21 protein-coding genes are annotated in these 26,473 nt (G+C 70.9%); 8 read left to right on the top strand and 13 right to left on the bottom strand.

The window, feature by feature from the left end:
* Positions 1–9: 9 nt before the first annotated feature.
* Together ABZS69_RS22485 and ABZS69_RS22480 are read right to left on the bottom strand one after the other, a co-directional pair.
* Positions 10–1,509, bottom strand: coding sequence for a phage tail sheath C-terminal domain-containing protein (locus ABZS69_RS22485; RefSeq protein WP_355375541.1), 1,500 nt, complete (start codon positions 1,507–1,509; stop codon positions 10–12).
* Positions 1,510–1,779: 270 nt separating this feature from the next.
* Complete coding sequence (locus ABZS69_RS22480; RefSeq protein WP_355375539.1) at positions 1,780–2,085, bottom strand: hypothetical protein; 306 nt, start codon at positions 2,083–2,085, stop codon at positions 1,780–1,782.
* Positions 2,086–2,208: 123 nt separating this feature from the next.
* Between ABZS69_RS22480 and ABZS69_RS22475 the strand changes: the two genes are divergently transcribed.
* The 3 genes from ABZS69_RS22475 to ABZS69_RS22465 are packed head-to-tail and all read left to right on the top strand — an operon-like array spanning position 2,209 to position 9,158.
* Entirely contained in the window at positions 2,209–2,598 is a 390-nt protein-coding gene (locus ABZS69_RS22475) for a YbaB/EbfC family nucleoid-associated protein (protein WP_355375536.1), read from the top strand.
* Positions 2,599–2,650: 52 nt separating this feature from the next.
* Positions 2,651–8,611, top strand: coding sequence for an NUDIX domain-containing protein (locus ABZS69_RS22470; protein ID WP_355375533.1), 5,961 nt, complete (start codon positions 2,651–2,653; stop codon positions 8,609–8,611).
* 31 nt (positions 8,612–8,642) lie between these two features.
* Positions 8,643–9,158: a hypothetical protein gene (locus ABZS69_RS22465; protein WP_355375531.1), complete on the top strand. Its 516-nt coding sequence runs from the start codon at positions 8,643–8,645 to the stop codon at positions 9,156–9,158.
* A 10-nt stretch (positions 9,159–9,168) separates the two neighbouring features.
* On the opposite strand, the gene ABZS69_RS22460 is transcribed toward ABZS69_RS22465, so the two are convergent.
* Positions 9,169–9,675, bottom strand: coding sequence for a helix-turn-helix domain-containing protein (locus ABZS69_RS22460; RefSeq protein WP_355375528.1), 507 nt, complete (start codon positions 9,673–9,675; stop codon positions 9,169–9,171).
* On the opposite strand from ABZS69_RS22460, the gene ABZS69_RS22455 reads away from it, so the two are divergent.
* From ABZS69_RS22455 to ABZS69_RS22440, 4 genes are all read left to right on the top strand, one after another.
* Positions 9,666–10,274 (top strand): hypothetical protein, encoded by a 609-nt coding sequence (locus ABZS69_RS22455; protein WP_355375525.1) that lies wholly within the window; start codon positions 9,666–9,668, stop codon positions 10,272–10,274. The two genes, ABZS69_RS22460 and ABZS69_RS22455, sit on opposite strands and share 10 nt — an antisense overlap.
* Positions 10,267–10,452 carry a hypothetical protein gene (locus ABZS69_RS22450; protein WP_355375523.1) on the top strand — a complete coding sequence of 62 codons (186 nt, stop codon included), beginning with the start codon at positions 10,267–10,269 and terminating at the stop codon, positions 10,450–10,452. The genes ABZS69_RS22455 and ABZS69_RS22450 overlap by 8 nt, the downstream gene beginning before the upstream one ends.
* Before the next feature lie 36 nt (positions 10,453–10,488).
* Positions 10,489–11,409: a hypothetical protein gene (locus ABZS69_RS22445; RefSeq protein WP_355375520.1), complete on the top strand. Its 921-nt coding sequence runs from the start codon at positions 10,489–10,491 to the stop codon at positions 11,407–11,409.
* A gap of 172 nt (positions 11,410–11,581) precedes the next feature.
* Positions 11,582–12,112 (top strand): hypothetical protein, encoded by a 531-nt coding sequence (locus ABZS69_RS22440; protein ID WP_355375517.1) that lies wholly within the window; start codon positions 11,582–11,584, stop codon positions 12,110–12,112.
* A gap of 42 nt (positions 12,113–12,154) precedes the next feature.
* Here the strand turns inward: ABZS69_RS22440 and ABZS69_RS22435 are convergent, their stop codons facing one another.
* The 10 genes from ABZS69_RS22435 to ABZS69_RS22390 form a co-directional block, all read right to left on the bottom strand.
* Positions 12,155–13,216, bottom strand: a complete 1,062-nt coding sequence (locus ABZS69_RS22435; RefSeq protein ID WP_355375514.1) for a LacI family DNA-binding transcriptional regulator — start codon at positions 13,214–13,216, stop codon at positions 12,155–12,157.
* Between the two features lie 101 nt (positions 13,217–13,317).
* Positions 13,318–14,229, bottom strand: coding sequence for a carbohydrate ABC transporter permease (locus tag ABZS69_RS22430; protein ID WP_355375511.1), 912 nt, complete (start codon positions 14,227–14,229; stop codon positions 13,318–13,320).
* A complete protein-coding gene (locus ABZS69_RS22425; protein ID WP_355375690.1) occupies positions 14,226–15,086 on the bottom strand; it encodes an ABC transporter permease subunit in 861 nt (286 codons plus the stop codon). Before ABZS69_RS22425 ends, ABZS69_RS22430 begins: the two co-directional genes overlap by 4 nt.
* Positions 15,087–15,143: 57 nt before the next feature.
* Positions 15,144–16,823 carry an extracellular solute-binding protein gene (locus ABZS69_RS22420; protein WP_355375510.1) on the bottom strand — a complete coding sequence of 560 codons (1,680 nt, stop codon included), beginning with the start codon at positions 16,821–16,823 and terminating at the stop codon, positions 15,144–15,146.
* 29 nt (positions 16,824–16,852) lie between these two features.
* Positions 16,853–18,619, bottom strand: coding sequence for a cellulose binding domain-containing protein (locus ABZS69_RS22415; protein WP_355375507.1), 1,767 nt, complete (start codon positions 18,617–18,619; stop codon positions 16,853–16,855).
* A 195-nt stretch (positions 18,620–18,814) separates the two neighbouring features.
* Positions 18,815–20,059 carry an amidohydrolase family protein gene (locus tag ABZS69_RS22410; protein ID WP_355375504.1) on the bottom strand — a complete coding sequence of 415 codons (1,245 nt, stop codon included), beginning with the start codon at positions 20,057–20,059 and terminating at the stop codon, positions 18,815–18,817.
* Complete coding sequence (locus ABZS69_RS22405; RefSeq protein WP_355375501.1) at positions 20,056–20,862, bottom strand: ABC transporter ATP-binding protein; 807 nt, start codon at positions 20,860–20,862, stop codon at positions 20,056–20,058. The genes ABZS69_RS22410 and ABZS69_RS22405 overlap by 4 nt, the downstream gene beginning before the upstream one ends.
* The gene (locus ABZS69_RS22400) at positions 20,855–22,537 is read right to left on the bottom strand and encodes a dipeptide/oligopeptide/nickel ABC transporter permease/ATP-binding protein (RefSeq protein WP_355375499.1); all 1,683 of its coding nucleotides are present in this window, start codon (positions 22,535–22,537) and stop codon (positions 20,855–20,857) included. The genes ABZS69_RS22405 and ABZS69_RS22400 overlap by 8 nt, the downstream gene beginning before the upstream one ends.
* Positions 22,524–23,540: an ABC transporter permease gene (locus ABZS69_RS22395; protein ID WP_355375496.1), complete on the bottom strand. Its 1,017-nt coding sequence runs from the start codon at positions 23,538–23,540 to the stop codon at positions 22,524–22,526. Before ABZS69_RS22395 ends, ABZS69_RS22400 begins: the two co-directional genes overlap by 14 nt.
* 5 nt (positions 23,541–23,545) lie before the next feature.
* Complete coding sequence (locus ABZS69_RS22390) at positions 23,546–25,072, bottom strand: ABC transporter substrate-binding protein (protein WP_355375493.1); 1,527 nt, start codon at positions 25,070–25,072, stop codon at positions 23,546–23,548.
* Positions 25,073–25,349: 277 nt separating this feature from the next.
* On the opposite strand from ABZS69_RS22390, the gene ABZS69_RS22385 reads away from it, so the two are divergent.
* Positions 25,350–26,444, top strand: coding sequence for an Lrp/AsnC family transcriptional regulator (locus ABZS69_RS22385; RefSeq protein WP_355375490.1), 1,095 nt, complete (start codon positions 25,350–25,352; stop codon positions 26,442–26,444).
* The last annotated feature ends 29 nt before the right edge of the window (positions 26,445–26,473 follow it).

Here is a 26,473-nt window from a genome sequence, read left to right as displayed (position 1 = left end):
GGCCGATCGTCAGGCGTCGGGACGCTTCTGCTGGATCCGGATCCGCACGAACTCGGCGGGTTTCAGCGGCTGGAAGCCGACGTCCACGTTGACGACGCCGACGTCGATGTCGGCCTGCGGGTTGTTCTCCCTGTCGCACTTGACGAAGTACGCCTCCCGGGCCGTCCTGCCCTGGAAGGCGCCCTGGCGGAACAGGCCGTCCATGAAGGCGCCGACGTTCAGCCGGATGGAGGCCCACAGCGGCTCGTCGTTGGGCTCGAACACCACCCACTTGGTGGCGCGGAACAGCGTCTCCTCGATGAACAGCGCGAGCCGGCGGACGGGGACGTACTTCCACGGGTCGCCCACCTCGTCGTTGCCCCGGCAGGTCCGCGTCCCCCACAGCACGTGCGAGTAGACGGGGAACGTGCGCAGGCAGTTGACGCCCAGCGGGTTGAGGCCGCCGTTCTCCGCGTCGGTCAGCGTCACGGTCGCCGAACGCACGCCCGCCAGCGCCGCGTCCACCCCCGCCGGCGCCTTCCACACCCCGCGCAGCGTGTCGGTACGGGCGAACACCCCGGCCACGGTGCCGATGGGCCCCACGGTCAGGTCGGCGCCGCCCGCCGGGTCGGAGATGGTGAGCCGCGGGAAGAAGACGGCGGCGTTGCGCCCGGCGACGCCGGTCACCGGCAGCCCCGCGCCCGCGCCCGACGTCGCGGCGGCGACGCTGGTCCAGGCGAAGGGCGGATCGAGCAGCAACATCGCCCTGCGGTCCACGCACAGCCTGGCCGCCGCGTCGACCACCGGCGCCCAGCGGGCGTCCCGGTCGTCGGGAGACCCGGAGGCGGGGGGCGCGAGCTGCGGCGGGATCACCAGCAGGTTGAAGATCGGCACGTCGAGCAGGGCCTGCATGCCGGTGCGCCGGACCGGGTCGCCGATCACGTCGGAGGTGCTGAGCGTCACGTCGGCCGCCGCGGTGACGGCCTTGTCCCCTTCGGGCGGCCGCTTGTCGACCGGGCTGCCTGCGGCGACCTCGACCAGCCGGGAGGTCTCCAGCGCCCGGTCCACCCACCTGCCGCGCAGGGCCGGGTCGATGGAGATCTCGTACGTCTCGGCCGTCTTGCCGGAGACCTTGATCGTCAGGGTGTAGTGCTTGTTGTCGGCGGCGTCGTGCTTGACGGTCGCCGTCAGCGCGTTGCCTGCCGTGCCCGTGGCCCTGGCCTGCAACTTGACGTTGTCGCCGAGGTCGATGGTGGCGTACTGGGTGTCGGCGCCGACCCGTACGACGATCGCCTTGGCGCCGCCGTTGAGGAAGAACTGGTAGACCGCGTAGCTGAGCTCGCTGCCGGTCCACAGCCCGCCGAACGTGCTGTCGTAGTCGGACCAGCTGTTGACCGTCGTCGGGGTGCGCGGTCCCTCAAGGGCCAGGCCGACGAACGCCGCCACGGACGTGTCGACGCCGACGATCGGCCGGACCGCACTCTCGATCTCCTCAAGGTAGACACCGGGATAGGTGAATCTCGTCGCCATCGGCCTTCCTCGTCCCGTAGCCGCAGAGCCTCTGCCGGTAGTGTCGGGCCCGGCCATAACCCGGCCGTCACCCCGCCATCACTGCGGCGTCACCCCGGCGTTCGGAGCTGCGTTGCTCACGGGCCTGAGGAGCACGAACAAGACCGGCGGACTCCGCCTTTCCGCGCGGCCGGTCGAATCGCGGATACGACCTCCACTCCCCTACCAAGGACCTCGTCGTGTGGGAGGCCGCCTGCGCGCCGGCTCACGGCCAAGGGGCGCCCGCAGGGCTCAGGTGCGGAGGGTGCTGGCGTCCTCGCCCGCCTTGTACGTCTTCGACGCCAGGTGAAGCCGGTTCTCCTGCTCCCGGAGCGCGGCCGCGAGCAGTTCGAGCCCTCGGCCGAGGCTCTCCATCCGCTGGCCATGGGCCTGCCAGTACGCGCGGCCGTAGTCGTCGTCGCCGACGGCGGCGCGGGTCGCGCTCGACGCCGCGTCGAACCTGGTGTGGACGTCGGACACGTCACCGGCCATGCCGTCCGCCGCGCTCGCCAGCCGGTGCAGCTGGCTCTTGCTGTAGACGACGCCGTTGAACTCCACGGCTGGCGAGCCTAGCGGGCATGCGGTGACATTGGCGCTTCATGTCGATATTTACGAAAAATCGGGCGAGAATGGTGCTGCTGTGATCTTTGATGCTTGTGTGGCCGAACGTGAGGGACACAGATGACGATGGACGAGCCCTGGCGGCTGTTGGAGCAACTCGTCCAGGAGGTCAACCAGCAGACCGAACAGCTCAAGCAGATGCAGGAGAAGGTTCGGGAGCTGGCGGCGACGGCCAAGTCCAAGGACGGCATGGTGACCGTGACCGTCGGCCCTCGCGGCGAGGTGCGGACCATCGAGTTCGACCCGCGGGTCTACCGCAAGCTGTCCCCGTCGGAGCTGTCCGCCTCGATCGTCGAGCAGATCGGGCGGGCGACCAGACAGGTGTCCGCCGAGATGAAGGAGCTGATGGAGCCCTTCGGCGTGCCGGATCTTCCGTTCGAGGACCTCTTCGGCGAGGGCACGGACTTCGAGTCGTTCCTGCCGAAGCCCGGCACCCCAGAGTCGCGGTGATCAGCCCGCGCCGGTCACGACGTCCTTCGACCATGAAAGCTGACACCGTCTGATGGGGCTCGATCTCAGCCTGGTGCCCGAGGTTGTGAAGCCGCTGGCACTGCCGCTGACGGGCGGCGCGTTCCCCGAGACCGACATCGACGGGGCCATCGCCGCGGCGCAGACGCTGGAGGACCTGGCGGACCTCCTGGCCAAGATCAAGTCGGACGACGCCGCCGCGGTCGTGCGGTTGCTGCGCGACCACGCCTGGCAGGGGGCCGCCAAGGAGACGTTCGAGCAGGTGTTCAAGGTGCTCGGCGGACAGCCGGAGGGCGACGGCGCCCCTTCGGACGAGACACTGATCGACCTCCTGGAGAAGGCGCTCAGGAAGGAGGCGGAGTCCCTGCGCGAGCACGGCGTGCGGATGCAGCACACCGAGTGGATGATCTACGCCTCGCTCGCGCTGCTCGGCGCGATGATCGTCAAGCTGCTGGTGTGGATCTACGTCAACGGCCCGGCCGTGCTCAAGCTGATCCAGTACAACACGCTGCTGACCCAGGTGAACATCCAGACGCTGAAGCGGCTCGTGCTGGTCAACATGCTGAAGTTCGCCGGGATCATGGGCGGCCTGGACTTCGGCGTGCAGGTGGCGCAGCAGATCTGGGGGGATCGCGAGGCGGGGGACTTCGACCTCGCGTCGCTGGCGATGTCGATCGGCAGCGGCGCGCTGACCGGGGCCCTGTTCGCCGGCGCGAACGCGGCTCTGTCGCGGCTGCTGAGCCGGCGGATGGTGTACGTCGCGTCCGAGGCCGAACTGGCGGTACGCGACAAGATCGCGGCGATCGCGCAGAGCATGTACGGCCAGGCGCTGCTCGGCGGCACGGCGGGCACCGCCGGGGCCATCCCGGGGCTGGCGCTCAGCGGGCAGCTTGACGCCAAGCACCTGGCGTACACCTTCGTCGCCGGCGTCGCGGGCGGCCTCGACGTCCCTGCCTCGGCGCGGACGAGTTTCTTCCCGATGCGGGCGGTCGCGGAGCTCGGCGACGCCTCGACCGGCCCGCCACCCTTCACAGCTCCACGCGCTGACACCGACGCGCCGCCTTCGGCGATTCCACGCGGTGACTCCGACCCGCCGCCCTCATCCGGTGGTCAGCCCGCGGCAACACCCTCGTCCCGGCTCGTGCCGCACGACACCACCGCCCTGGCGCAGTACCACCCTCGGCCGGAGCATGCCGACGTCGGCGCCCTGATCAACCGGCAGCACCCCGAATCGGGCGCCAACCTGCCCCAGCAGCACTCGGGCCAGGTGATCGTGGGTGAGGTCACCCGGCGCCACGACGTGCTCCTGCACGGCCCGGCCGGTGACAGAGCCGAACCAGGTGGCACGCTCGCCCGGCCCCAGCAGCACCTCCCGGCCACGCGAGCCCCGCTCGGCGACGCCGCTCCCGCCGTCCCGCGAGCCGAGCCCGCGGCTTCGGGCAGCCTGCTTCGCACGTCACTGCTCCCTGCCACGGTCCCGGCGCTCATCACCCCGGCCCCCGACGACGCCGGTGCCGTCGACCAGGACAACCGCCAGGGCCAGGAGAGCACGGCTCCCAGAACCACCGAAACAGCAGCGACCACCCACGAACAGCCGCAACACCCCAGCCAGAACGACGCCGCGCTTCCGCCTCGCACGGACGACGCCGCACCACCCCCTCGCACGGACGATGCCGCACGCGGGGACGGCACGCCGCCGCCGGCCGATCCGCAGGCGACTCCGGACGCGCCCCAGGACCGGGCGGCGGCCCCGGACTCCCCGCAGCACGCGCGCACGGACCTCGAGACCGCGCCCGTCACCAGGCCCGCCCCACTGCCCGACAACCCGCGCCGGTTCGAGCCGGTGGCGCGGCGGGTGGCGGACCTGCTCAGCCGGGACGGCGCGTACGACCCGATCAGCGGTCCCGCCTGGGAGGCCGCCCACACCTCCACGGTCGGGCGGCTGATGGACTCGATGCGGTCCTCCACGAAGGACATGCTGGGCGTCGGACGCAGACGACACCTGCAGGCGGGGGTCGGCGACCCCGCCGTCGACCTCGTCCAGAGCGAGGTCCGCGTCCTGGGGATCACCAACAGGAGCTGGAACGCGGTCGAACGGAGCGCCTTCCAGCACTTCGTGGACAACCCCGGCTCGGAGGCCGAGGGCCCACGCCGGGTCATCAGCCGGATGCCGTTCGACTCGTCCGAGGCGCAGCACACCGTGAGACGGCTGGCCGTCGAGGATCTCATGAAGATCTGGGGACAGGGCGGCACGACGATGCGCTCGGACCTGCTGGCCCTGCACATGACCGCGCGCGACGAGTTCGGGCTGACCGGAGCCCTTGATCTGACGAGGTACGACACCAAGGCCGCCGGGAAGGTCCAGGCCCGCGCCGGGGACACGCTGCACGACTTCCTCCGGCAGCAGTACGAGGAGACCCAGCGCGAGCTGGACCGCCGCGGCATCGAGGAGCTGGTGCTCTACCGGGGGATCACGTTCGACCGGTACACCCATTCGGTTCCGCGCTTGGCCGGGGCCGCGAACGGCGACGTCGTGCCGGCTCCGCCGGGGCTGCCGTTGCAGGCGTGGACCGCCATGCCCGGGGTCGCCAAGCGGTACACCGGCCTGGCGGACGGGGTGGTCATGGCGGGGGTCTTCCCTGCCTCCCAGGTGTTGTCCACCCCGTGGACGGGAATGGGCCAGCTGCCCCTCAACGAGTTCGTCGTGCTCGCCACGCCCGGCGAGGTCACCGTGCTGCGGCCACCGCACGTCGACGCCTCCGCGGCGTATTCCCACGTTCCAGCCGGCTGGCTGATCTCGGAGCCGGGCGACGGATGGGTCCAGTGCGCGCAGGGGCACCGTCACTGGGGAACGGAAGGCGGGGCAGGTCTGCTGCTCTTCCACCGCGCGCCCGGCGGTGAGGTCCACGTCCTCATGCAGCTCCGTTCCTTGGAGACGCAGCACGGAGGGACCATGGGGCTGCCCGGTGGCGCTCTCCACCCCGGCGAAGGCCCGGTCGCCGGTGGCTTCCGCGAGTTCGGCCAGGAGAACAGGCTGGACCTTCGCGAGGTGGAGGTGCGGGGAGTCCACCACGACGATCACGGTGGCTGGGCGTACAGCACCGTCATCGGCGAGATCTCCCACCTGGCCGACGTCTGGCCCGCCTCCCACGAGTCCCTCGACAACGTCTGGGTGCCGCTGGACGAGGTGCCGCAGCTCAACCTGCACCCCGACCTCGCCCGAGCATGGCCCGAGGTACGAACGGAGCTCGACAGCGTTATCCCGCCTCCCCGCCCGCGGCGACCGCACCCGGCGGAGACGCACCAGGTGCCCGGCTTCCCGGAGACCGGCGAATTCTCCCCGATAGCGGACCCCCGACCGCGGAACTTCGCCGAAGCCGCGGCGACCGTCCACCGCTGGTCGCCGGGCAACGGCCGCCCCGGCGACGACGGCCCACGCCACGCCGGCCCACGCCAGGACAGCCCGCACCAGGACAACCCACGCCAGGACCCCCCGCGCAACGACGGCCCGCGTCAGGACCCCCCGCAGAACCGGATCGAACAGCTGCTCAGCAACCCCCAGGACCGTACCGACCCGCCGCCCCCGGCCGGGCCGGACGAGGCGCTCCTGGCGGAGGGCCGGCGCCTGGTGGAAGAGCTGCCCGTCGTCGACGGGAGCGACACGACGGCGATGGCCCTGGCGTCGATGGGCCGGACCCTCGGCGAGGCGAACCCGCGCAGGACCCTGCACGGCGTGGCGCGCGAGCTCGGCCTGGACGCCGATCTCGACTCCTTGGTCGAGGTCTTCAACGACGCCCGGCGGTACGACATGAACCCGGACGCCGCGACCAGCCGTACGGACCTGACCGGCATTCTCCGGGGAGCCATGGCGGCGGACCCCTATCGCTGGACGGGGTACCGGCACCAGTCGCTGTTCTCCGTCCGTGACGCGACCGCCGCCGAAGCGCGCACGATGGGGCTCCTGCTGGGGATGATGGGGGACCCCGTCACCTCGACCAAGGTCCGGAACTTCGTCAAACCCCTGCTCGACGGGCAGGGCCCGCGCGACGCCAGGCAGGTGCTCCCGGTCGTCCGGGCGGCCCATGAAAAGGGCTATCTCCCGGCCGGAACGACCGGGGACGCGGCATTCCACGAGGCAATGCGGCAGTTCCGGCACGACGACCCGTACCTGTGGAACGGGGTGCTGCTCGCCGAGAGGTACTCCCTGACCGATCTCCTCGACCCGACGGCACGTCTGGCCGCGCGCATGGAGGAGATCATCGCGCGCCCCGGTGGCACCCGCCCGCTGGAGCCGCTGGCCGGCGACGTCGGGCAAGGATCCGTCGAACAGCTCGTCCGCCTGGCCAAGGACGCGCAGGCGCAGGGAGCCGACCTGGCGCGGGCGGCCGACCGCCAGGACCTCGTCGACCGCATCACCCGATACCGGGCGCGCGACCCGCACCTTTGGGACGGGCTGCGCATCGCGGACGAGTACGGCATCACGCGGCCGAGCGACGACGCGGCGCGCGTCCTCTCCCGCCTCGCCGAGGCCACCGGCTCCGAGTGGCCGTCCCGGTTCTGGGCGCTCGATCCGCTGCGCCGGTTGGCGCGGGACGCGGGTTTCGACCATTCCGTCGAGCAGCTGCTGCGGCAGGCGGTCACCGACCTGCCGCACACCTACGACCTCTCCGGGCCGCTCGATCGGCGGCAGGTGCTCGACACCGTGACCCGGGACACCGGCAGGCGGCCGGACCCGCTGCACGTCCCGCCGGGGCTGCACGACCTGTCGCCCGCGGCCGTCCGGGACGCCCGGCAGGCCGCGGTCCACGAACACGCGCGGGCGCGGCAGGCTTTCCAGCAGGCCCACCCGTCTCTGGGTCGCACCCTGTCGCGCCTGGCCGGCACCACCGACCCGCGGGTCGTGGCCGCGCAGGAACGGGTCGCCTCGCTGGAGGCCCGCACCCGGGCGTGGCAGCGCTGGCCGGAGGTCCCCGAGGTGTCCTTCACACAGGATTTCGGGGCCTATCAGCGCGCGTACGATCAGGCGGTGCGACGCGCCGCCAGAGGAGAGGCGGTGATCCCCTACATGATGGAGAACGCCACCGCGTCCCTGGGGGCCCGTGACGGCGGGCGCGGGTTCGGGCTGGAGATCGAGTTCGACCTGCCGAAGCACCTCGCCCGCCAAGCCCGGCAGTCCATCGCCCAAGCCCTGCGCAAGGCCGGTCTGACCGGCGACGCCCAGGTGCACGCCTACCATTCCATGCAGGACCAGGGCTACCGTTCGGGCAAGAACGGCGGGCGCGGTCTGTGGAGTCTGGAGCTGGACGGCACGGTCGAGGGCGAGCTGGTCTCGCCCATCCTGTACGACGAGCCGGCGACGTGGGAGAATCTCCTCACCGCCCTTGAGATCATCCGCTCGCACGGCGGCAGGGCCGGCGTTTCGACCGGTGGGCACGTCCACGCGGGCACCCCCGACTACGACCACATCGTGGAGAACTACACCAGTGTGCTGAACTACGCGGGCCATCACTCCGACACGTTGTTCAGGCTCGGGCACAATCCGGAGCAGGCGAGCCACCGGGGTCTGAAACACTGCCACCCCAACCCGCTCCCCGCTGCGGGCTACACGACGATAGCCCCGGTGCGGAATTTCCACAGCAGCCACAATTTCGCGGTCAACATGGCGAGCATGAAGGGATCCGCGAAAGACCACGTCGAGTTCAGGTTGTGGGACGGTTCGCTCGACGCCGCCGTGATCCAGTCTCAGGTGAAGGTGTCGCTCGCGCTGGTCGAGGCGGCGTTCCGCACCGCGTCGACGGGCGAGCTCCCCAACCTGGGCCGGCACGACCGGCTGGGCACCCACGCCGACCTTTTCAGGGGGGCCACCGCGCCGGACCTCTCCGGGCCGGGCAGCCTCTCCTTCCGGATCCTGATGGACGAGCTGTTCTGGCGGGCCGCCGACAAGGAGCAGCTCACCGCCCTGTTCGCCGCCACCCGCTGGGTGCCCGCGGCATGACCGACCTCACCACGAAACGGAATGCCGGCCAGTGACCGTGATCATCCGTAACACCTCGGCGATGGAGCCGCCACCGGCCGCCCCCGTCAACGGCGACGGCCGGCCGTACCGGCATGAAATGATCTACGCGGGCGGGACCTACCGCGGCTACGCCGACGATGCCGCAGAGCTGGTCGGCATGCTCATCCCCGGCTACGCCGCGCTCGCCACCGACGGCGAGCGCGCCACGGCGCGGGTCCGGCTGGCCCTGGACCTGCAGGTCAGGGTGCAGGCCGAGCTCGCGGCCGGGCCGCTGCTCGACGCGTGCGGCGAGACGGAGCGCGCCGTCGTGCTCGGCGCGCGGCACGAGCCACCGGCGCCCGCCCGATGGGAGGCGCCGGTCCCCCTGGTGCTCGTCTCGACCTTCTACGAGCCCGCCGGGGCGCTGCCGAGGCCGTCGGGGCCCGCCGAACTCCAGGTCTGGCTCGACCCGGCCGACGACTGGACCCTGCTGACCAGCCTGCACACGGCCGGTGCGATCGTCGTGGGAACGCGGGCCGGCGCCTGAGGCCGGAGCTTCACTCGACGGTCTCGGCCTGGAGCTCGTTGAGATAGTTGTAGATCGTGAAGCGGCTGACGTTGAGCCGCTGGGCCGCCTCGTCGACCGCGCCGCGCAGGGTGAAGAAGCCACGCTTGTCGAGGTCTTCGACCACCGCGACCTTGTGCGACTTCTTCATCAGGTCGACCGGCACCCCGGCGCCGTTGACCGCGTTGTCGAGGATCCCCTCGCCGAGGCTGTCCAGCGACACCGGGAAGGTCTCCGCGGGCTTGCCGGGCGGGGCGTGGAAGAAGATGCTCGACGAGCGCATCACCAGCCCGTCCGCGGTCTCGGACCGGTAGCCGATCAGGTGCTCGGTCCAGCCCGCCTTGAACGTGCGCAACCCCAGGTCGGTGGGCGGCCCGCCGACGTCCGTGAGCACGTCGAAGCCGCCACCCGCTTCGCCGAGGAGGAATATCTGACGGCCTTGTTCGCCGGCTCCCGGCTCGACCGGCGGCGCCGCGGCGCCGCGGCGCGGTGGCGGCACGGCTGCACGAGCTCATCGGGCTCGCGCCCGAAGTGATCGCCGAGCACGACCTGCGCCTCACCCCGCAACGGTTCGCGCGTCTCCTGCTCAAGGACCAGGGCGAGCAGGTGGGCCTGTACGACAGCCGCTACCGGCTGCCCCTGGCCGGGGCCGGCGGCGATCCCGTGGCCGACGATCCGGCGATGGGGCAGTACGTCCCCTCCTTCGCCGGCGCCGTCGACGGCTATCTGCGCGAGGAACTCGGCGTCGATCGGGACGAGGACTACCGGACCATCGAGTTCGCCCGGGTCAACTTCCGCTGGGACTACGGCGGCGGCGCGCGACTGCCCGCGGGCAACTACGCCGACGACCTCGCCGCGGCCCTGCGCCGGAACCAGGACATGAGCGTCCTGCTGTGCGTGGGGATGTACGACCTGGTCACGACCCTGGGCGAGACGAACTACGCGATCTCGCAGGCCCCCCTCGACCCGGCACGGGTCCGCGTACGCGCCTACGAGTCCGGCCACATGCCCTATCTCGGGCGCGAGTCGCGCGAACGCCTGGCCGCCGACCTGCGCGCCGTCGTGAAGCACCGACCGGAGAGGAACCCCCGTGCGTGAGCCTGTGACGACGTTTCATGAAGGCGTGTTCAACGGCCACCGGCTGCGCTACGCCGCCACCGTCCGGGAGGCCGCCGTCCCCTTCGAGGGCGGCGATCCGGGCGCGCACGTGGTGTCGACCCAGTACGTGCTCGCCGGGCAGGGCGACCCCGCCGGCCGCCCCGTGATCTTCGCCTGAAACGGCGGGCCGATCATCGCGGCCACACCGCTGCACATGGGCGGGCTCGGGCCGCGCCGGATCGCCTACCCGGACGACATCAGGGCCGATCCGTCGGCCTTCCCGATCGTCGACAACGCGTACTGCCTGCTGGACGTGGCCGACCTCGTCTTCTTCGACCCCGCCGGCACCGGTTACAGCAGGGTGGCCGAGGGCGTCGACCCGGCCGTGCACTACGGCGTCGACGCCGACGCGCGCCAGATGGCGACGTGGATCGAGGGCTGGCTGCGCGACCACGACCGGCTGGCCTCGCCGGTGTACCTGGTGGGCGAGAGCTACGGGTCGATCAGGGTCGCGGTGGTCTCGGAGCTGCTGACCGGGCTCGCCGAGCCGGTCCGCGTCGAGGGCGTCGTTCTGGTGAGCCAGGCCACCAACATCATCGAGACCTGCTGGCGCCCGGCCAACATCCTCAGCTACGTGGTCTCCCTGCCCACCCTGGCGGCGATCACGTGGTACCACGGCAGGATCGACCGCGCCGGCCGCACCCTCGACGACGTGGTCACGGAGTCGTCGCAGTTCGCCGACACGGAATATCTGGCCGGGCTGTTCCTGGGCGACGACCTGCCCGCCGAGCGCCGGGACCGCCTGGCGGAGCGGCTCGCCTCGCTCACCGGGATCCCGGCGAGCCGCTGGGCGGAGCGGAGCCTGCGCCTGTCCAAGCACGACTTCCGGGCCGAGCTCCTGTCCGGGGAGGGGCTCGTCCTCTACATGTACGACGGGAGGTACGCGGGGCCGCCGGCCGTGCCCGAGCCCTCCGGCGAGGAGTCGTTCAGCGCGCACGTCGCGGGACCGGTGAACCCCACCGGCGTCTCGGCGATCGTCGAACGACCACGATCGGCGCCGCCCGGCACGCCGTACGCCAGTCGGCCTGGCCGCGCGACCGCGTCAGGACGGCCGGCTACGCCGGGGGGCACATGATGTACAGCGTGGAGTCGAGCCTGCGGGAGCTGTCCGGCGATCTGCGTGACTTCGTGAAGAACGGCCGGTGACGACTACTGCCTCCTGGGAGATAACAGGTACGCAATCCGCCCGGATTCTTCTATGTTTGTCCGTGGCCGTGACCATGTGCCCCCCCAAGGAGATGTTCCACGTGAAGAGACCTCTCGAAGGTGCCGCCCTGCGTGCCGGTGTCGTCGCCGTCGCGCTGACCGGCGGCCTGCTGACCTCTTCCCCGGCCGGCGCCACCGCCGTGACCGGCACGGAGTCCGTCGCCCTGGCGTCGCAGCAGGCCGCCGCACGCCCGGGCAACGGCCGGATCCTCTACGACCGCTACAGCGGCGGCCGTGGCACCCTCAAGATCAAGAACGGCACCCCGAGGGACGGCGTCGTCACCCTCGTCAAGGGCAAGACCAGGGCGATCAGCATCTACGTCCGCGCGAAGTCGTCCGCGAGCATCAAGGACGTCCGGGACGGCACGTACCGGATCTACTTCACCACCGGCTCCCGCTTCAGCGTCAGCAAGCGGCGGTTCGCCGTGGGTGCCAGCTACCAGCGGTTCAACGATCGGTTGAAGTTCGTCACGACCGCCCGCTCGTACAGCATCTGGACCCTGACCCTCCACCAGGTCAGGGGCGGCAACGCGCAGACCACGCAGATCAACCCGAAGGACTACCCGGCCTGACGGCTCGCGGCGGGACGCCTCGCACGGCGGAGCGTCCCGCCTTCAGCCGTGGGGTTGTGCCACCGGGGCGGTGCTCTCGCGGACCGTGAGGGTGGTGGCCAGCTCCAGGCCGGCCCGCGGCGTCGGCGGCTTCTCCCCGCGGCCCAGGGCCAGGGCCAGCTCGGTGGCGGCCACGGCCATCTCGGTGAGCGGTTGGTGGACGGTGGTCAGCGGCGGGTCTACCAGGGCGGCGACCGGCAGGTCGTCGAAGCCGACCACGCTCAGGTCGGCCGGGATCCGCAGCCCCGTCGCCCGCGCGGCCTGGTAGACGCCGAACGCCTGCAGGTCGTTGCAGGCGAAGATCGCCGTCGGCCGCTCCGGGAGGCTCAGCAGGTGGAGCGCCGCGGCACGGCCGTCGGCTTGGGTGAGGTCGGTGCGCACCACGAGGCCGGGGTCCACCGGCAGCCCGGCGGCCTCGATGGCGGAGCGGTAGCCGTCCATCCTGGCCCGGCAGCACAGCACCCGGTCCGGGCCGCCGACCATCGCGATGCGGCGATGCCCCAGCTCGATCAGGTGGCGGGTGGCCGACCGGCCGCCGGCCCAGTTCGTCGCCCCGACGAAGGGGACGTCGTCGGGCAGCTCGGTGGTGGGGTCGAAGACCACGAACGGGATGCCTCTGGCGCGCAACTGGTCACGCTGCTCCTCCGACAGCTGGGCCACCGAGACGACGCAGGCCGGGCGGCGGGCGAGGGTGTCGTCGATCGGATAGCTGACCGAGTTGCGCTGCGGCCCGAACTCCGTCAGCACGACTCCCACCCGGTGCTCGCGGGCCACCTGCTCGACCCCGCGGATGATCTCGATCCCCCACAGGTCTTCCAGCTCGTCGAAGACCAGCTCCATGACGTTGCTGCGGTTGACCCTGCGGTAGCCGTACTCGTTGATCAGGGCCTCGACCCGGGCACGCGTGTCCGCGGCCACGCCGGAACGGCCGTTGATGACCTTGGACACCGTCGGGATGGACACCCCGGCGGTCTCCGCGATGTAGGAGATCGTCACGGGTCTGGCCGGATCGCCGCGCGGGGCCTCCCGGTCGGCGACCGGCTCGCCCGACTCGGCGTAGGACAACCTGGCTCCCCTCTTCACCGGTCCGGGCGGCCGTCGCCGGGCCCGTTCACGGCGCCAGAATAACCCGTCCGGCCGTCCGGCCGGACGACGGCGGCGCCCGCTCATCCCTTGATCGCGCCGACCAGCATCCCCTTGACGAAGTGCCGCTGGACGAGCGGGTAGGCGACCAGGATGGGAACGAGCGTGAGCGTCACGACCGCCATCTGCAGCGACAGCGGAGCGAGCGCCTGATAGCCCAGGTGCTGCCCGTTGGTGACCCCGGTGCCGGGGATGAAGTTGCCCTGCAGGGTGTACGTGTAGATGATCAGCTGAAGCGGCCATTTGCCGTTGTCCGGCAGGTAGAGCAGCGCGTTGAAGAACGAGTTCCAGTAGCCGACCGCGTAGAACAGCGTGATCACCGCCACCACGGCGCGGGAGGTGGGCAGGACGACCGACCACAGGATGCGCCAGTCGCCCGCCCCGTCGACGCGGGCCGCGTCGACGAGGTCCTGCGCGGTGGCGGTGAAGAAGCCGCGCATCACGATGACGTTGAACACCGACACGGCGCTGGGCAGGATCAGCGACCAGTAGTTGTCGTAGCCGCCGAGCGACGAGACGACGATGAACGTGGGGATCATCCCGCCGCCGAAGAACATCGTCACCACCAGGGTCATGAGGATGGCGCGGTGGCCGAAGGAGCGCGGCCGCGACAGCCCGTACGCGCACAGCACCGTCACCACCATGGAGAAGGCGGTGCCGGCGAGCGCGACCATCAGACTGACCAGCAGCGCGTGCACGATCAGCGAGTTGGTGAAGATCGCCCGATAGGACTCGAGCGTCAGGTGGTGCGGCGCGAGCACCATGCCGCCGGCCAGGTTGATCGACTCCTGGTCCGACAGGCTGGTCAGGACCACCGAGTACAGCGGCACCAGCACGACCGCCAGGACGACGAGCGACACCCCGCCCTTCGCGGCCCGGCCGCCCGCGCTCGACCTCTCCTCCCAAGGCGGGCGACGCGTGGCGGCGGTCGTCATCTCCGGTACAGCCCGTCCTCGCCGAACGCGTGCGCCAGCTTGTTCGCCGCCAGGATCAGCACGAGTGACAGCACCCCCTTGAACAGCCCGGCCGCCGCGCCGTAGCCGAAGTTGTTGTTGACGACGCCGTAGTAGTAGGCGAACGTGTCGAGCACCTCGGAGGCGTCGCGGCCTACCGCGTCCCGCTGGATCAGCAGCTGCTCGAACCCGACGGTCAGCGTGTCGCCCAGGCGCAACACGAGCATGAGCACGATGACGCCGCGCAGGCCGGGCAGGGTGATGTGCCACAGGCGGCGCCACCGGCCGGCCCCGTCGACCGCGGCCGCCTCGTACCGCTGCTGGTCGATCGCGGCCAGGGCGGCCAGGAACACGATGATCCCCCAGCCGGCCTCCTTCCACACCGCCTGCGCGGTGACCAGGTACTTGAACGCGGCCGGATCGGTCATGACGTCCCACGCCGCGAACCCGTGCCGGCGCAGGAACGAGTTCAGCGCGCCCGCCCCGCCGAGCATCTGCTGGAAGATCGTGATGACGAGCACCCAGGAGAAGAAGTGGGGCAGGTAGACGACGGACTGGACGAGCGAGCGGACCTTGCTGTCGAGGATCGAGTTGAGCAGGAGCGCCAGCGCGATCGGGACGGGAAAGTACAGGACCAGCTGGACCGCGCTGATCGCCAGGGTGTTCTCGAACGCCTGCCAGAACAGCGGGTCGGCCAGCAGTTGCCGGAAGTTGTCCAGCCCGACCCAGGGGCTGTCCCAGAACCCGGTGTAGACGCTGTACGCCTGGAAGGCCATGACCGAGCCGAGCAGCGGGACGTACGTGAACACGACGAGCAGCACGAGCACCGGCAGCGTCATCACCAGCAGCGTGCGGTCGCGCCGCAGCCGCGTCCGGATCGTCGGCCTCACCCCACCTCACCCGCCTGTGCCGTACTTGTCGCGGATGCCTTCGTAGAAGGCACGCAACTGGTCCCCGCCCTGTTTGCGCCAGGTGTCGACGGCCGACCTGAACGCCTCCACCGGCTTGCGGCCGCACCGCACGTCCTTGACGGTGTCCTCGACCTGGAGGCCGATGGAGGCGTACTGCGGCGGTTCGGAGATGTTCATGGCGAAGAACAGCGGCTTGACCGCGTGCTTCACCGCGTCCGCCTGCCAGGCGGCGTAGTCCTCGGCCACCTGGGTGAAGCCGTTCTTGACCAGCGTCACCTGCGGGCCGGTGGCCAGGAACTGGAAGCTGGTGGCGACGTCCTTCTGCCCCCGCGCGGTGAGGACGGCGTTCCCGTCGCTCATCGTGTGGTCCACTCCGGCGGCGCCGAAGTTGACCAGCAGATACTCCGTGGAGCCGTACGGCGCGGCCAGGAAGTCGGCTATGGACAGGCACTCCCGGATCTGCCGGTCCGTCAGCCTCTTGTTCAGGTAGCTGAAGAACCCGGCTCCGGGGCCCAGCTGGATCGCGGGGGTGCCCCCGGAGGCGTCGAAGACCTTGAAGGGCTGGCGGTCGTAGTCGCGGTCGGCCGCCGTGCCGCCCTTCGCGTCGATCCCGTCCATCGCGCCGGTGCCGCCGCCGCTGATGGCCACCTTGCCGCTCCAGAAGCGCTGCTGGCCGTTGGCGGTGTTGCCGGCGAGCGCGTCGGGGTGGACGTGACCCGCCTTGGCGAGCCTGGCCGCGAAGTTCAGCGCCTCGATCATGCCCGGCGTCTCGTACTGGTGGATCAGCCTGCCGCCGGGGCCGGCGGTCCACGTGCTGGTCACCCGGAACGGGAAGAGCAGGTACGGCCACAGGTCGTCGAACGCCCACCGGCCAGCCTTCGCGTCGGTGAGCGCCTTGCCGAGGGCGAACAGGTCGTCGGCGGACCTGACCTCCGGCGAGACCCCGGCCGCCGCGAGGAGGTCCTTCCGGTAGAAGAGGTAACCGGGGAAGTTGTTGGGCGAGGAGAAGCAGGGGATGCCGTACAACCTGCCGTTCCAGACGCCGGCCTGCCACGCGGCCGGCGGGATGCCGGCCAGGTTCGGATACCTGGCGATGTTCTCTCCGGCCAGGTACGGCGTGAGGTCGGCGAACCGGTCGACCGCGCTGCCCAGGTTCAGCCGCTGGCCGGCCCAGGACGGAATCTGGATCCAGTCCGGCAGTTTCCCGGACGCGAACAGCGCCGGCAGGGTGTCGACGTAGGTGTTGCCGTCGGCGGGCTGCATCTTCAGCGTGGCGCCGAGCGCCGCGTTCACCGCGTCGTAGTACGAGTTGCCGGCCGACGGCGGGATGGCTCCCCACAGCGGGGTCCGCGTGACGTACGTCCCGCCGGAGCCGGGCGTGGCGCTGACGGTCCGCACCGGCCGGGCCGGGTAACTGAGGAACGCCGGGTCGGAGGCCGCTCCGTTCGCGCCCGCCACGCTGGGCAGGTCGGGCGAGACGGACCTGCCGGGGAGGTACCTGGGCAGCGCCCGCTTCAGCGCGTCCGCGCCGGTCGTGCCCGGTCCGCCGGGCCTGCCGCCCGAGCCGCAGCCGGTCGCGGCCAGCGCACCGGCGGCCGCGGCGCCGGCGAGCAGGCCGCGGCGGGAGATGAGGCCCGGCGTCGAAGGGTGGTCTTCCACTGTCATGTGCGCACCGCCTTCGCGGGGTGGGTCCGTCAGCTGGTGGAGCAGGCGGTTCCGTTGAGCGCGAAGGCGGTCGGGTTCGCGTCGTTGCCGGTCCAGGTGCCCTGGAAGCCGAACGACTGGGAGCCGCCCGCCGGTATGGTGCCGTTGTGCGCGGCGTTGGCGGCGGTCACCGCCGCGCCGCTCTGCGTCACGCTCGCGTTCCAGGCGCTGGTCACCTTGGTGTCGCCGGGGAAGGTGAACGTCAGCCGCCATCCGTTGACCGCGCTGCCGCCGGTGTTGCTGACCGTCACGTTCGCGACCAGCCCGCCCTGCCACTCCGACTTGTCGTAGCCGACCCGGCAGGCGCCGGTCCCGCCGCCGCCGCTGCCGGCCCGCAGCTGGACGACCACGACCGAGTAGGCGGGCACGGTCTGCGTGGCCGCGCTGCCGCTGGTCGCCGACCCGATCGACGAGGCGTTCTTCAGGTACGAGTACACGGTCGGCGTCGCCGAGGACGGGGTGAAGCCGCTGTAGGAGAGGTTGACCGTGGTGTCGTTGTTCGGGTCCTTGTTGATCAGCATGACGCTCACGTCGCCGTTGGCGCGCTTGACCGCGTGCGCGGACAGCATCGCGGTGGAGGAGGCCGCCCGCACCAGCGCGTCGCCGGCGGCGCCGAGCTTGGTGATCATCTGGATGCCGTAGTACGGCGGGAACGGCGTGTTGGCGGGCGGTTCGCAGGACGCGCCGCTGGACACCACGCCGCCGTCGTTGTAGTCCGTCGCGCCCTGGATGGTGGTGACCTTGCTGCAGTCGGTGCCGTTGCGCAGGTTCCACCAGTCGATGTTGAACGCGCCGTTCTCCATCCAGGTCAGGTAGACGTCCGGCGCGTACAGGCCGGACGGCGAGGTGTTCAGCGCGTAGTTGGAGCTGTCCTCGGTGACCGCGATGCCGACGTTGGGGGCGTTGCCGCCCGCGTACTGGTTGATCAGCGCGCGCAGCGCGCTCGTCATGCCCGGGACCTCGGCCTGCGGCTTGGTCACGAGCTCGGCCTCGTTGGCGCTGTTCGGGTAGTGGTGCACGATCACGAAGTCGATCCGCGGGCCGGCGATGGACATGACGGTGCGGTTCCAGTCCATCGTGTCGCCGGGGCCGACGACGCCGTCCGGCCAGTTGCCCGGCGTGGTCAGCACCGCGCCGATCTTGATCGTGGGGTCGACCGCCTTCATCGCGGTGACGTAGTCGAGCAGGTTGGTGGCGTACGTGGCGGGGCTCTTACTGGCGTGCTTGTCCAGCTCCCACTCGGCGCCGTAGTGGCCGTTGCCGTACACCTCGTTGCCGATCTCCCAGTACTTGATGCCGTAGCCCTTGGTGACGTTGGCGTACCGCACCCAGTCGGCGGCCTCCTGCGCCGTGCCCGAGCCGTAGTTCGCGGTGACGACCGGCTGCGCGCCGGCCGCGCGCGAGGTGGCCACGTACGCGTCGAACCCGGTGTTGGGCGCCACGTACCCGCCGCCCTCGACCGTGTGCGTCTGCCAGTGGTAGCCGTCGGCGTAGCCGCCGCCCGGGTAGCGGACGGCCTTGACGCCCGCGTCCTTCAGCAGCGTGGACGTCGCCGGATCGTTCATCCGCCCGTCCCACACGGCGACGTTCATGCCGACGCCGGCGGCGGGGATGGTGGCCAGCGTCTGACCGGCGTCGACCGAGACGGTGGCGGTCGTGGCGGCGGATGCCGGCGGCGTGGGGACGGGGGGTAGGCCGCCTACGACCGCGATCGTGGCTCCGGCGAGCGCGATCAGACCGGTGACACGTCTCCGCATTGACCCTCGCATAACGCCCTCCTGGGGACCGAAGGTTGTGAAACTTTCAGAGAAAGATCTCGATAGTTTCTGCGCGGAGCGTAGTAAACGTTAAAAACTCCGTCAACGATGCCGCCGGAGCCGAGCTGAACGATGAGCTGCCCCGGCTCCGACAGGAGGCGAATGATCAGCGATTTCTGCTGGAAACTATCGGCGTCAGACCTTAGAAAGTTTCAAAGAGTCCTTCACGATGGCGCCTGCCTTCATCACGATCTCGATGTGCGCGGGATCGGCCAGCGCGTGGATGTCCCGCAGCGGATCGGCGTCGGTGACCACGAGGTCGGCGAGCTTGCCCGCCTCCAGCGTGCCTACCTCGTGGGAGATGCCGAGCAGCTCGGACGCGGTCCTGGTCCCGGCGACGATGGCGGCCATCGGGGACATGCCGAGCTCGACGAGGTGCCCGAGCTCCCGCAGGTTCTGCCCGTGCGGGCAGACTCCGGCGTCCGTGCCCAGCGCGATCCTGGCTCCGCGGGCGATCGCGTGGCCGATGTTCCTCTTGGTGATCTCGGACCACTTCACCTTCTTGGCGTAGTGGTACGGCTGCATCGCCTTCTTGTCGATCGCGAACACGGTCGACAGCGTCGGGACGAGGAAGGCGCCGCGCTCCTCCAGGAGGTCGAGGCCCTCGTCGTCGATGCCGTACCCGTGCTCGACGCTGGTCACCCCGCCCCGCAGGGCGGTCAGGATCCCCTTGCGGCCCTGCGCGTGCGCGGCGATGGGCCGGCCGCCGTGCCGGTCGAGCTCGTCGGCGATGGCCCGCACCTCGTCCAGGCGCAGGCCCTCGTCGTCGGGGTGGTCGTGCCTGCTGCCCATGCCGCCGGTCGTGCAGATCTTGATGAGGTCGGCTCCCTGGCGGAGCACCCGGCGGGTCGCCTTGCGGACCTCGTCGACGGTGTCGGCGATCTCGATCAGCTCGGGCGCGGTGGGCGTGATCGTTCCGCCGGGCAGGTGCATGTCCCCGTGGCCTGCGGTGTGGCTGATCGGGCTCACCGCGAGCTTCAGCCGCGGGCCCGGGATCAGCCCGCGGTCGATCGCCTCGCGGAAGCCCGAGGACAGCCCGCCGAGGTCGCGCGCGCTGGTGACGCCGGCCTCTAGCGTCGCCCGCAGCCGCGCGGCGGACTCCAGGACGGTCAGGGCCGGATCGTTCTGGAGGGCGTGGAACGGGCCGTTCGCCAGGGCGAAGCCCATATGCACGTGGCAGTCGATGAACCCGGGCAGAATCGTCCTGCCGCGCAGATCGCGTACGTCCGCGCCCTGGGCGTCCGGGGCCTCGGCCGCCGCGCCGGCGAACCCGATGACGCCGTCCGGGGTCACGTCGAGGACGCCGTCCTCTACCGGCGGCGTCCCGGTGCCGTTGATGATCCTGACGTTGGTGAGCCGGAGGTTTCGATGGCTGGTCAAGCGGAGTCCTTCTGACGGGGTTCGATGTCGAAGCCTGGGGCGCCCGGGACCGAGTCGAGCAGGGTCCGGGTGTAGTCGTGCCGCGGGTGCCGGTAGAGGTCCGCGGCCGGGGCGTGCTCGACGACGTCGCCGTGGTAGAGCACCACGACCTCGTCGCTGACGTGCCGGACGACGGCGAGGTTGTGCGAGATGAAGACCATGGTCAGGTTGAGTTCGCGGCGCAGCGCGGCGAGGAGGTTGAGGATCTCCGCCTGCACCGAGACGTCGAGCGCGGAGGTGATCTCGTCGGCGATCACCACCTCTGGCCGGATCATCAGGCCGCGGGCGATCGCGACCCGCTGCCGCTGCCCGCCGGAGCACTCGTGGGGATAGCGGTCGATGGTGTCGGCCGGCATCCTGACGGCGTCGAGCCACTGGACGATCTCGTCCCGGTGCCGCCGCACGTCCGCCCGCCGCGGGTCCACGGCCTCGGCCAGCGCCTCGCCGATCGTGCGACGGGGGTCGAGCGAGGAGTACGGGTCCTGCGGGATCATCTGGACCTTGCGCCGCAGCGCCCGGCGGCCCGCGCCCCGCGCGGAGGAGATGGGGACGCCGCCGATCCTGACGCTCCCGGCGGTCGGCCGGACGAGCCCGACCAGCGCCTTGGCCAGCGTCGACTTGCCCGATCCCGACTCGCCGACGATGCCGACCGTACGGCCCCGGGGGACGTCCATGGTGATGCCGTGCAGGATGCGCGTCGCGTTCTTGCCCCATCCGTAGCCCACCTCGAGGTCGCGTACCTCGACGGCCATCGCGTCATCCATGCGAGTGCTCCTTCGTGCGCGGCGGGGTCCACGACTCGTCGATGGCCGGAGTGGCCTCCAGGAGGGCCCGCGTGTACGGGTGGCGGACGGTCTCCACGGCGAGGTCCCCGGCGGCGATCTCCTCGACGATCTCGCCCTGGTACATGACGACGACGCGGTCGCACAGTGCGCGGACCACCCCGATGTCGTGCGAGATGAACATGATCGAGGCGCCGAACTCCCTGTTGACGCGCTTGAGCTCGCGCAGGATCTCCGCCTGGACGGTGACGTCCAGGGCCGTGGTCGGCTCGTCCGCGATGATCAGCCGCGGCTCGACGGCAAGCGCGGCGGCGATCATCGCCCGTTGCCGCATGCCGCCCGACAGCTCGTGCGGATGCTGCCTCATGCGCTGCTCGGGCCTGGTCAGGTGGACCACCCGGAGGGCGTCGAGGATGCGCTGTCCGGCCTCTCGCCCGCTGAGGCGCTTGTGGGTGCGCAGCACCTCCGTGAGCTGGGTGCCCATGCGGAGCGCGGGGTTGAACGTCGAGCCCGGGTCCTGGTAGATCAGGCTGACGGCCTCCGCCATGAGGGCCGGCGGGACGGGCCGGCGCAGGTCCAGGTCGCCGACCGCCATGCGGGTCGCCGTCGAGGTCAGGCCGTCCGGCAGCAGCCGCGCCAGCGACATCGCGGTGAGGGTCTTGCCCGAGCCGCTCTCGCCCACGATGCCGACGATCTCGCCCCGCCCGATGCCGAAGGAGATGCCCTTGACCAGCGGTGTGTCACCGGCGTGGATCCACAGGTCGCGGACGTCGGCCAACTGCTCGGCCGTCGCCTCCGCCGCGGCCGGGGGTGGTTCGCTCCGGCCCGGCGCCGTGTGCCCCCGCGGGTTCGCCGCGGCCGCGAGGCCGTCGCCGACCAGGACCGCCCCCAGCCCGGTCAGGACGATGAGGAACGCCGGGCCCGCCATCTGGAAGGGCCGGTCCGCCAGGAGCGAGGGCAGGGCCTCGTTCAGGAGCTTGCCCCAGTCGTAGGCGGGCGACTGGACGCCGAGGCCCACGAACGACAGCGCGGAGATGGCCGTGAGCGTGGCCGCGAACGTCGACGCTGACAACACGAGCAGCGGCTCGGCCATGTTCGGCAGCATGTGCCTGGTCGCGACGCGGGCGCGGCTCACGCCCAGGAGGCCCGCGGTGGAGACGTAGTCCTGCTGTGACACCTTCGCGGCGAGGTTCGCGGTGAGGCGGGCGAAGTAGGGGATGCCCGACAGGCCGATGGCGACCACCGCCGAGGAGCCTCCCGCCCCGAGCACGGCCGCCACGACGAGCGCGAGGAGGAGCCCGGGGAAGGCCACCATCGCGTCGATGACGCGCAGGCAGACCTCCCTGACGCGGGGCCGGACGAGCCAGACGCCGGTGCCCAGGACGACGCCGAAGACGACCGACATGGCCGTCGCGCCCACGGTCATCAGCAGGGTGAGGCGGGTGGCGACCAGGCTGCGCAGCAGGACGTCGTGGCCGGCCGCGTCGGTGCCGAGCCAGTGTCCGGACGAGGGCGGGGCGAAGCGCGGGCCCAGCACGGCCGCCCGCTCCGTGAACAGGATCGGGGCCAGCACGGCGATCAGCACGATGCCGCCCAGCAGGGCCAGGCCGAGCACGAGCCCGGGGTTGCGGCGGCGGGCGCGGCTACGCGGAGACATGCGATCCCCCGAGGGTCCGCTGGTCGATCAGCCCGAGCAGGACGTCGACGAGGAGGTTGACGAGTGCCGCGATCATGCCGATGACCAGCACCATGCCCTGGATGACCGGATAGTCGCGGTCAAGGATGGCCTTGATGATGCCGCTGCCCAGACCGGGCAGCGCGAACACCGACTCGATGATGATCGCGCCGCCGATCATGCCGGTCAGGATCAGCCCGCTCAGGGTGAGCGTGGTGGTGAGCAGGTTCGGCAGCGCCCACCGGACGTGGCGCCGGAAGGCGGGCAGCCGCCAGCCGCGGGCCGTCCGCATGTAGTCGGTGTCGAGCACGACCGCCGTCTCGCGGCGGACGACCCGGGAGATGGTGCAGATCGGGCCGATCACGATCGCTGCGACCGGCAGGACGAACGACGCGCCCCCGAACCGGGGCGCGTAGGCCGGCGGGAAGAGCGGCACCAGCCCGATGCCGAGGGCGAACATCACCACCAGGAACGAGGCCATGATGTAGCCCGGGATCGAGTCGAGGAAGCCGGTGACCACCCCGAAGGCGACGTCCAGCCACCTGCGCCGGCCGCCGCGCGTCAGCACGCCGATGACCATGCCGAGCGGGACGGCGACCAGCAGGACGACGACGATTCCCGTCACCGCGATGGTGGCGGTGAAGGGGAGACGGTTCATGATGATCGTCTCCACCGGCTGCCGGTACATGAACGACGTGCCGAGGTCCCCGGAGAAGACGCCGCCCGCGTAGACGAGGAACCGTTCCCAGATCGGGCGGTCGAGCCCCAGCTCGGCCCGGACGCGCTGGACGTCGGCGAGATCCGCGTTGGCCCCGGCGACGCCGACCGCCGGGTCACCGGGGATGAGCTGGACGATGAGGAACGACACGACCAGCAGCGCGATGAAGATCACGACCAGGCTGGTGAGCCGTCGTGCGGCGAAACCGGGCCAGGCGGAGGAGCTCCGCGACCGGGCTGCCGGACCAGGCGTGGAAAGAGAGGTCATGGCGGCTACTTGAGGATGCGGAGGGTGGCGGGGTCGAGGTAGTCGTCGAAGGTGCGGATGGCGAATCCGCCGGCGACGACGGTGGTGGAGGGCAGGGTCGACAGCGGGACCGCGTCGACCCGCTGGAGGAACGACTTCTGCGCGGACTGGAGGGCGGCACAGCGCCCGCCGTTGTCGATCGCGCTCATGGCCTGGGTGACGAAGCCGTACCCCTCGTCGTTGACCGATCCCGTCTTGTTGCGGCCGCCCTTCTCGGTCACCGGGCCCATCACCCGGAGCAGGGAGGAGGTGAGGGTGCCCAGCTGGTTGTTGTCGCCCTGGACGTTGATGTCCCAGTCCGAGCCGCCGGCCGTGGTCAGCGTGGCCCAGTTTGCGTTGTCGAGGGAGTTGACGGTGACGGTCGCGCCGGCGTTGCGCAGCGCCTCGCCGATGTAGTCGTTGCCGCCCTGCAGCAGGGTCGTGCCGACGAGGCGGATGCGCACCCCGGCCAGCTTCTTCGCGGCGGCGGCGGAATCCTGGGGGGTCAGCAGCGACCGGTCGGTGTTGACGCAGGGGAGCTTGGCCGATCCGACGGACAGGGTCGTGCTGCCCCGCTTGCCGCTGATGATGTCGCTGAACGTCTGCGGATCGACGGCCTGGGCCACCGCGGTACGCAGGTCGGCCTTGTCGGCGAACGCCGTTCCCGGACGCTCGTTGAACAGCAGGTACGTCGTGGTGTTGGAGGCGCTCGACGTCGAGAAGCGGGTGTTGCCGTCGAACCGGGCCACGTTCTCGTCGGCGACCACGCCGACGTCCAGGCTGCCGGCCAGCAACTGGGTGGCGATCGTGGCGTAGTCGGTGATCGGGGTGAGGTTCAGCTGCTTGGCGGGCACGCCCTCCAGGGGCTTGGCGAACGCCGGCCAGGCCGTGTAGCCGTCGCGCAGCGTCAGCTGGTAGGACACCGCCGCCTGGGACGAGGTCAGCGTGTAGGGGCCGGAGAACGCTCCGGCGGCCTTGCCCGCGGCGAGTCCCTTGAGGTCGCTCAGTCCCGCCGGGCACACGATCCCGGCCTGCGGCAGCGTCAGCCCGGTGAGGAAGTCGAACCACGGGACGGACAGGGCGGCCTTCACCGTGCCCGCCTTGTCGTCGGCGGTGAACGTCGCGGTGCCCGAACCCAGCGCCAGCGTACGGCCCGAGGAGCCGGTCTCCTTCGCCGCGAACCGCGTCAGCGAGGCGGCCACCGCCGACGCCGTGATCGGCGAGCCGTCCGAGCAGGTCAGCCCGCCGCGGATGGTGAACGTGTAGTTCGCCGCGTCCTCCGCGCGCCACGCGGAGGCGATGCCGCCCACGAGGGCGTTGCCCGAGTCCTTGCGCACCAGCGTGTCGAACAGCAGCCGGGCCACGGTGAAGTCGTCGCCGCCCTTGGCCAGCGCCGGGTCGAAGGTCGCCGGATCGGTGTTCAGCGACATGTTGATGGTGTCGGTTGCCCCCTCGGCGACGCCGCATCCGGCCAGGCCCGCCACGAGCACCATCGCGAGAATGGAATTGCGCAACACTGATCCTCCAGCGCACTCGCGAGAATGAATGGCGCCGAGCCTAGGTGTCGCCTGCCGATCTCAGGTCTTTCGCGACGCAGAGCGCACGGAATTGCGCGATATCGCGGCCCGGGCGCACGATCCTTCCCGCGGGCTTCGCCGGCGGTTTCCTTCACGTTACGGCCGCCTGCACGCGAGCGTGCCTCATCCCGGCCGACGAGCCGATCTTACGCGGTGGTCCGGCAGGCGGTACACGATTATGGGCGGATCCGGCCTTTGCCTGCAGGATGAGCGCATGGTCGACGGGCTGGACTTTCAGATCATCAACGCGCTCCAGATCCACCCCCGGGTCCCGTGGGTCCAACTCGGCAGGATTCTCCGGGTCGATCCTTCGACGATCTCGCGCCGCTGGTCGGCCCTCACCCAGCAGCGGCAGGTGTGGACGAGTTGCTTCGAGTGCGAGCCGCGTACCGGCCAGCAGGAGATCTCGGCCCTGGTCGAGATCCGATGCGCGCCCGGCCTGCGGGGCGACGTGATCGCCGAGCTCAGCCGGCAGGGGCCCATCATCAGCGTGCACTGCACGTCGGGCGCCCGCGACCTCTATGTCATGATCTCGATGCGCACCCTGCTCGCCATGGACCGCTACATCGACGAGCACGTCGCCAGTGTCCCCGGCATCGTCGGCACCCGTACCCACTACCTGCGCAGGATCTTCCTGGAGGGGTCGGGCTTTCGGCTCAACGTGCTCTCCGACGCGCAGGCCCGCGCGCTGCACCTGCTCCGGCCGTCCGAGCCGCCCGAGCACCGCAAGCCCGCCCACCTCGACGTCGTCACGGCGCTCAGCACGGACGTGCGCCGCACCGCCGCCGACATGCAGCGGGAGCTGGGCCGCTCGATCTCGGTCATCTCCCGCGACATCGACGCGCTGCTCGCGGCGGACTGGGTCAGATGGCGCGTGGACTTCGCGCACACCCTGCTGGGCTGGTCGGCGGCGGCGGTGCTGTGGCTCGACGTCAAACACCCCGACCTGGAACGCCTCATCGCCTCCCTCCGGCTGCTCTGCCACGTGCGGCTGTGCGCCTCGGTGACCGGCGAGGCCAACCTCGCGGTCTTCCTGTGGCTGCGCAACCTGCAGGAGCTGGACGAGATCGAGGGCCGGCTGTCGTCGTTGTTCCCGAAGCTGCTGGTCAAGGACAGGTGGATCGTGCCGAGGATCGCCAAGCGCACGGGTTACATTCTCGATCTCGACAGCCGGCGCCTGCGTTACGTGCCCGTCGGCGGCCAGCCGGTGTTCGATGACCAGCTTCGTGCGGGCTCGGCGCGAAAATCCGATGTTTCATGCGGGATCAACGCCGATCTACGCCCATTCGCGGCGTCTTTCCTAGCCTGAGCGGGACGACCGCCCGGCCGTTGATCATT

Origin of the sequence: Nonomuraea sp. NPDC005650 (assembly GCF_040605375.1) — a bacterium.
Taxonomy (GTDB): domain Bacteria; phylum Actinomycetota; class Actinomycetes; order Streptosporangiales; family Streptosporangiaceae; genus Nonomuraea.
The sequence above is the reverse complement of the archived record's forward strand: the minus strand, read 5'-3'. Positions and strand labels throughout refer to the sequence as shown.

What these genes read in the sequence shown, in the direction of transcription:
- ABZS69_RS22400 (WP_355375499.1), bottom strand. Translation starts at nt 22,537, where the DNA reads ATGTCTCCGCGTAGCCGCGCCCGCCGCCGCAACCCCGGGCTCGTGCTC.
- ABZS69_RS22430 (WP_355375511.1), bottom strand. Translation starts at nt 14,229, where the DNA reads ATGACGACCGCCGCCACGCGTCGCCCGCCTTGGGAGGAGAGGTCGAGC.
- ABZS69_RS22425 (WP_355375690.1), bottom strand. Translation starts at nt 15,086, where the DNA reads ATGACGCTGCCGGTGCTCGTGCTGCTCGTCGTGTTCACGTACGTCCCG.
- ABZS69_RS22445 (WP_355375520.1), top strand. Translation starts at nt 10,489, where the DNA reads ATGGGCGGGCTCGGGCCGCGCCGGATCGCCTACCCGGACGACATCAGG.
- ABZS69_RS22395 (WP_355375496.1), bottom strand. Translation starts at nt 23,540, where the DNA reads ATGACCTCTCTTTCCACGCCTGGTCCGGCAGCCCGGTCGCGGAGCTCC.
- ABZS69_RS22470 (WP_355375533.1), top strand. Translation starts at nt 2,651, where the DNA reads ATGGGGCTCGATCTCAGCCTGGTGCCCGAGGTTGTGAAGCCGCTGGCA.
- ABZS69_RS22415 (WP_355375507.1), bottom strand. Translation starts at nt 18,619, where the DNA reads ATGCGGAGACGTGTCACCGGTCTGATCGCGCTCGCCGGAGCCACGATC.
- ABZS69_RS22385 (WP_355375490.1), top strand. Translation starts at nt 25,350, where the DNA reads ATGGTCGACGGGCTGGACTTTCAGATCATCAACGCGCTCCAGATCCAC.
- ABZS69_RS22405 (WP_355375501.1), bottom strand. Translation starts at nt 20,862, where the DNA reads ATGGATGACGCGATGGCCGTCGAGGTACGCGACCTCGAGGTGGGCTAC.
- ABZS69_RS22420 (WP_355375510.1), bottom strand. Translation starts at nt 16,823, where the DNA reads ATGACAGTGGAAGACCACCCTTCGACGCCGGGCCTCATCTCCCGCCGC.
- ABZS69_RS22485 (WP_355375541.1), bottom strand. Translation starts at nt 1,509, where the DNA reads ATGGCGACGAGATTCACCTATCCCGGTGTCTACCTTGAGGAGATCGAG.
- ABZS69_RS22475 (WP_355375536.1), top strand. Translation starts at nt 2,209, where the DNA reads ATGACGATGGACGAGCCCTGGCGGCTGTTGGAGCAACTCGTCCAGGAG.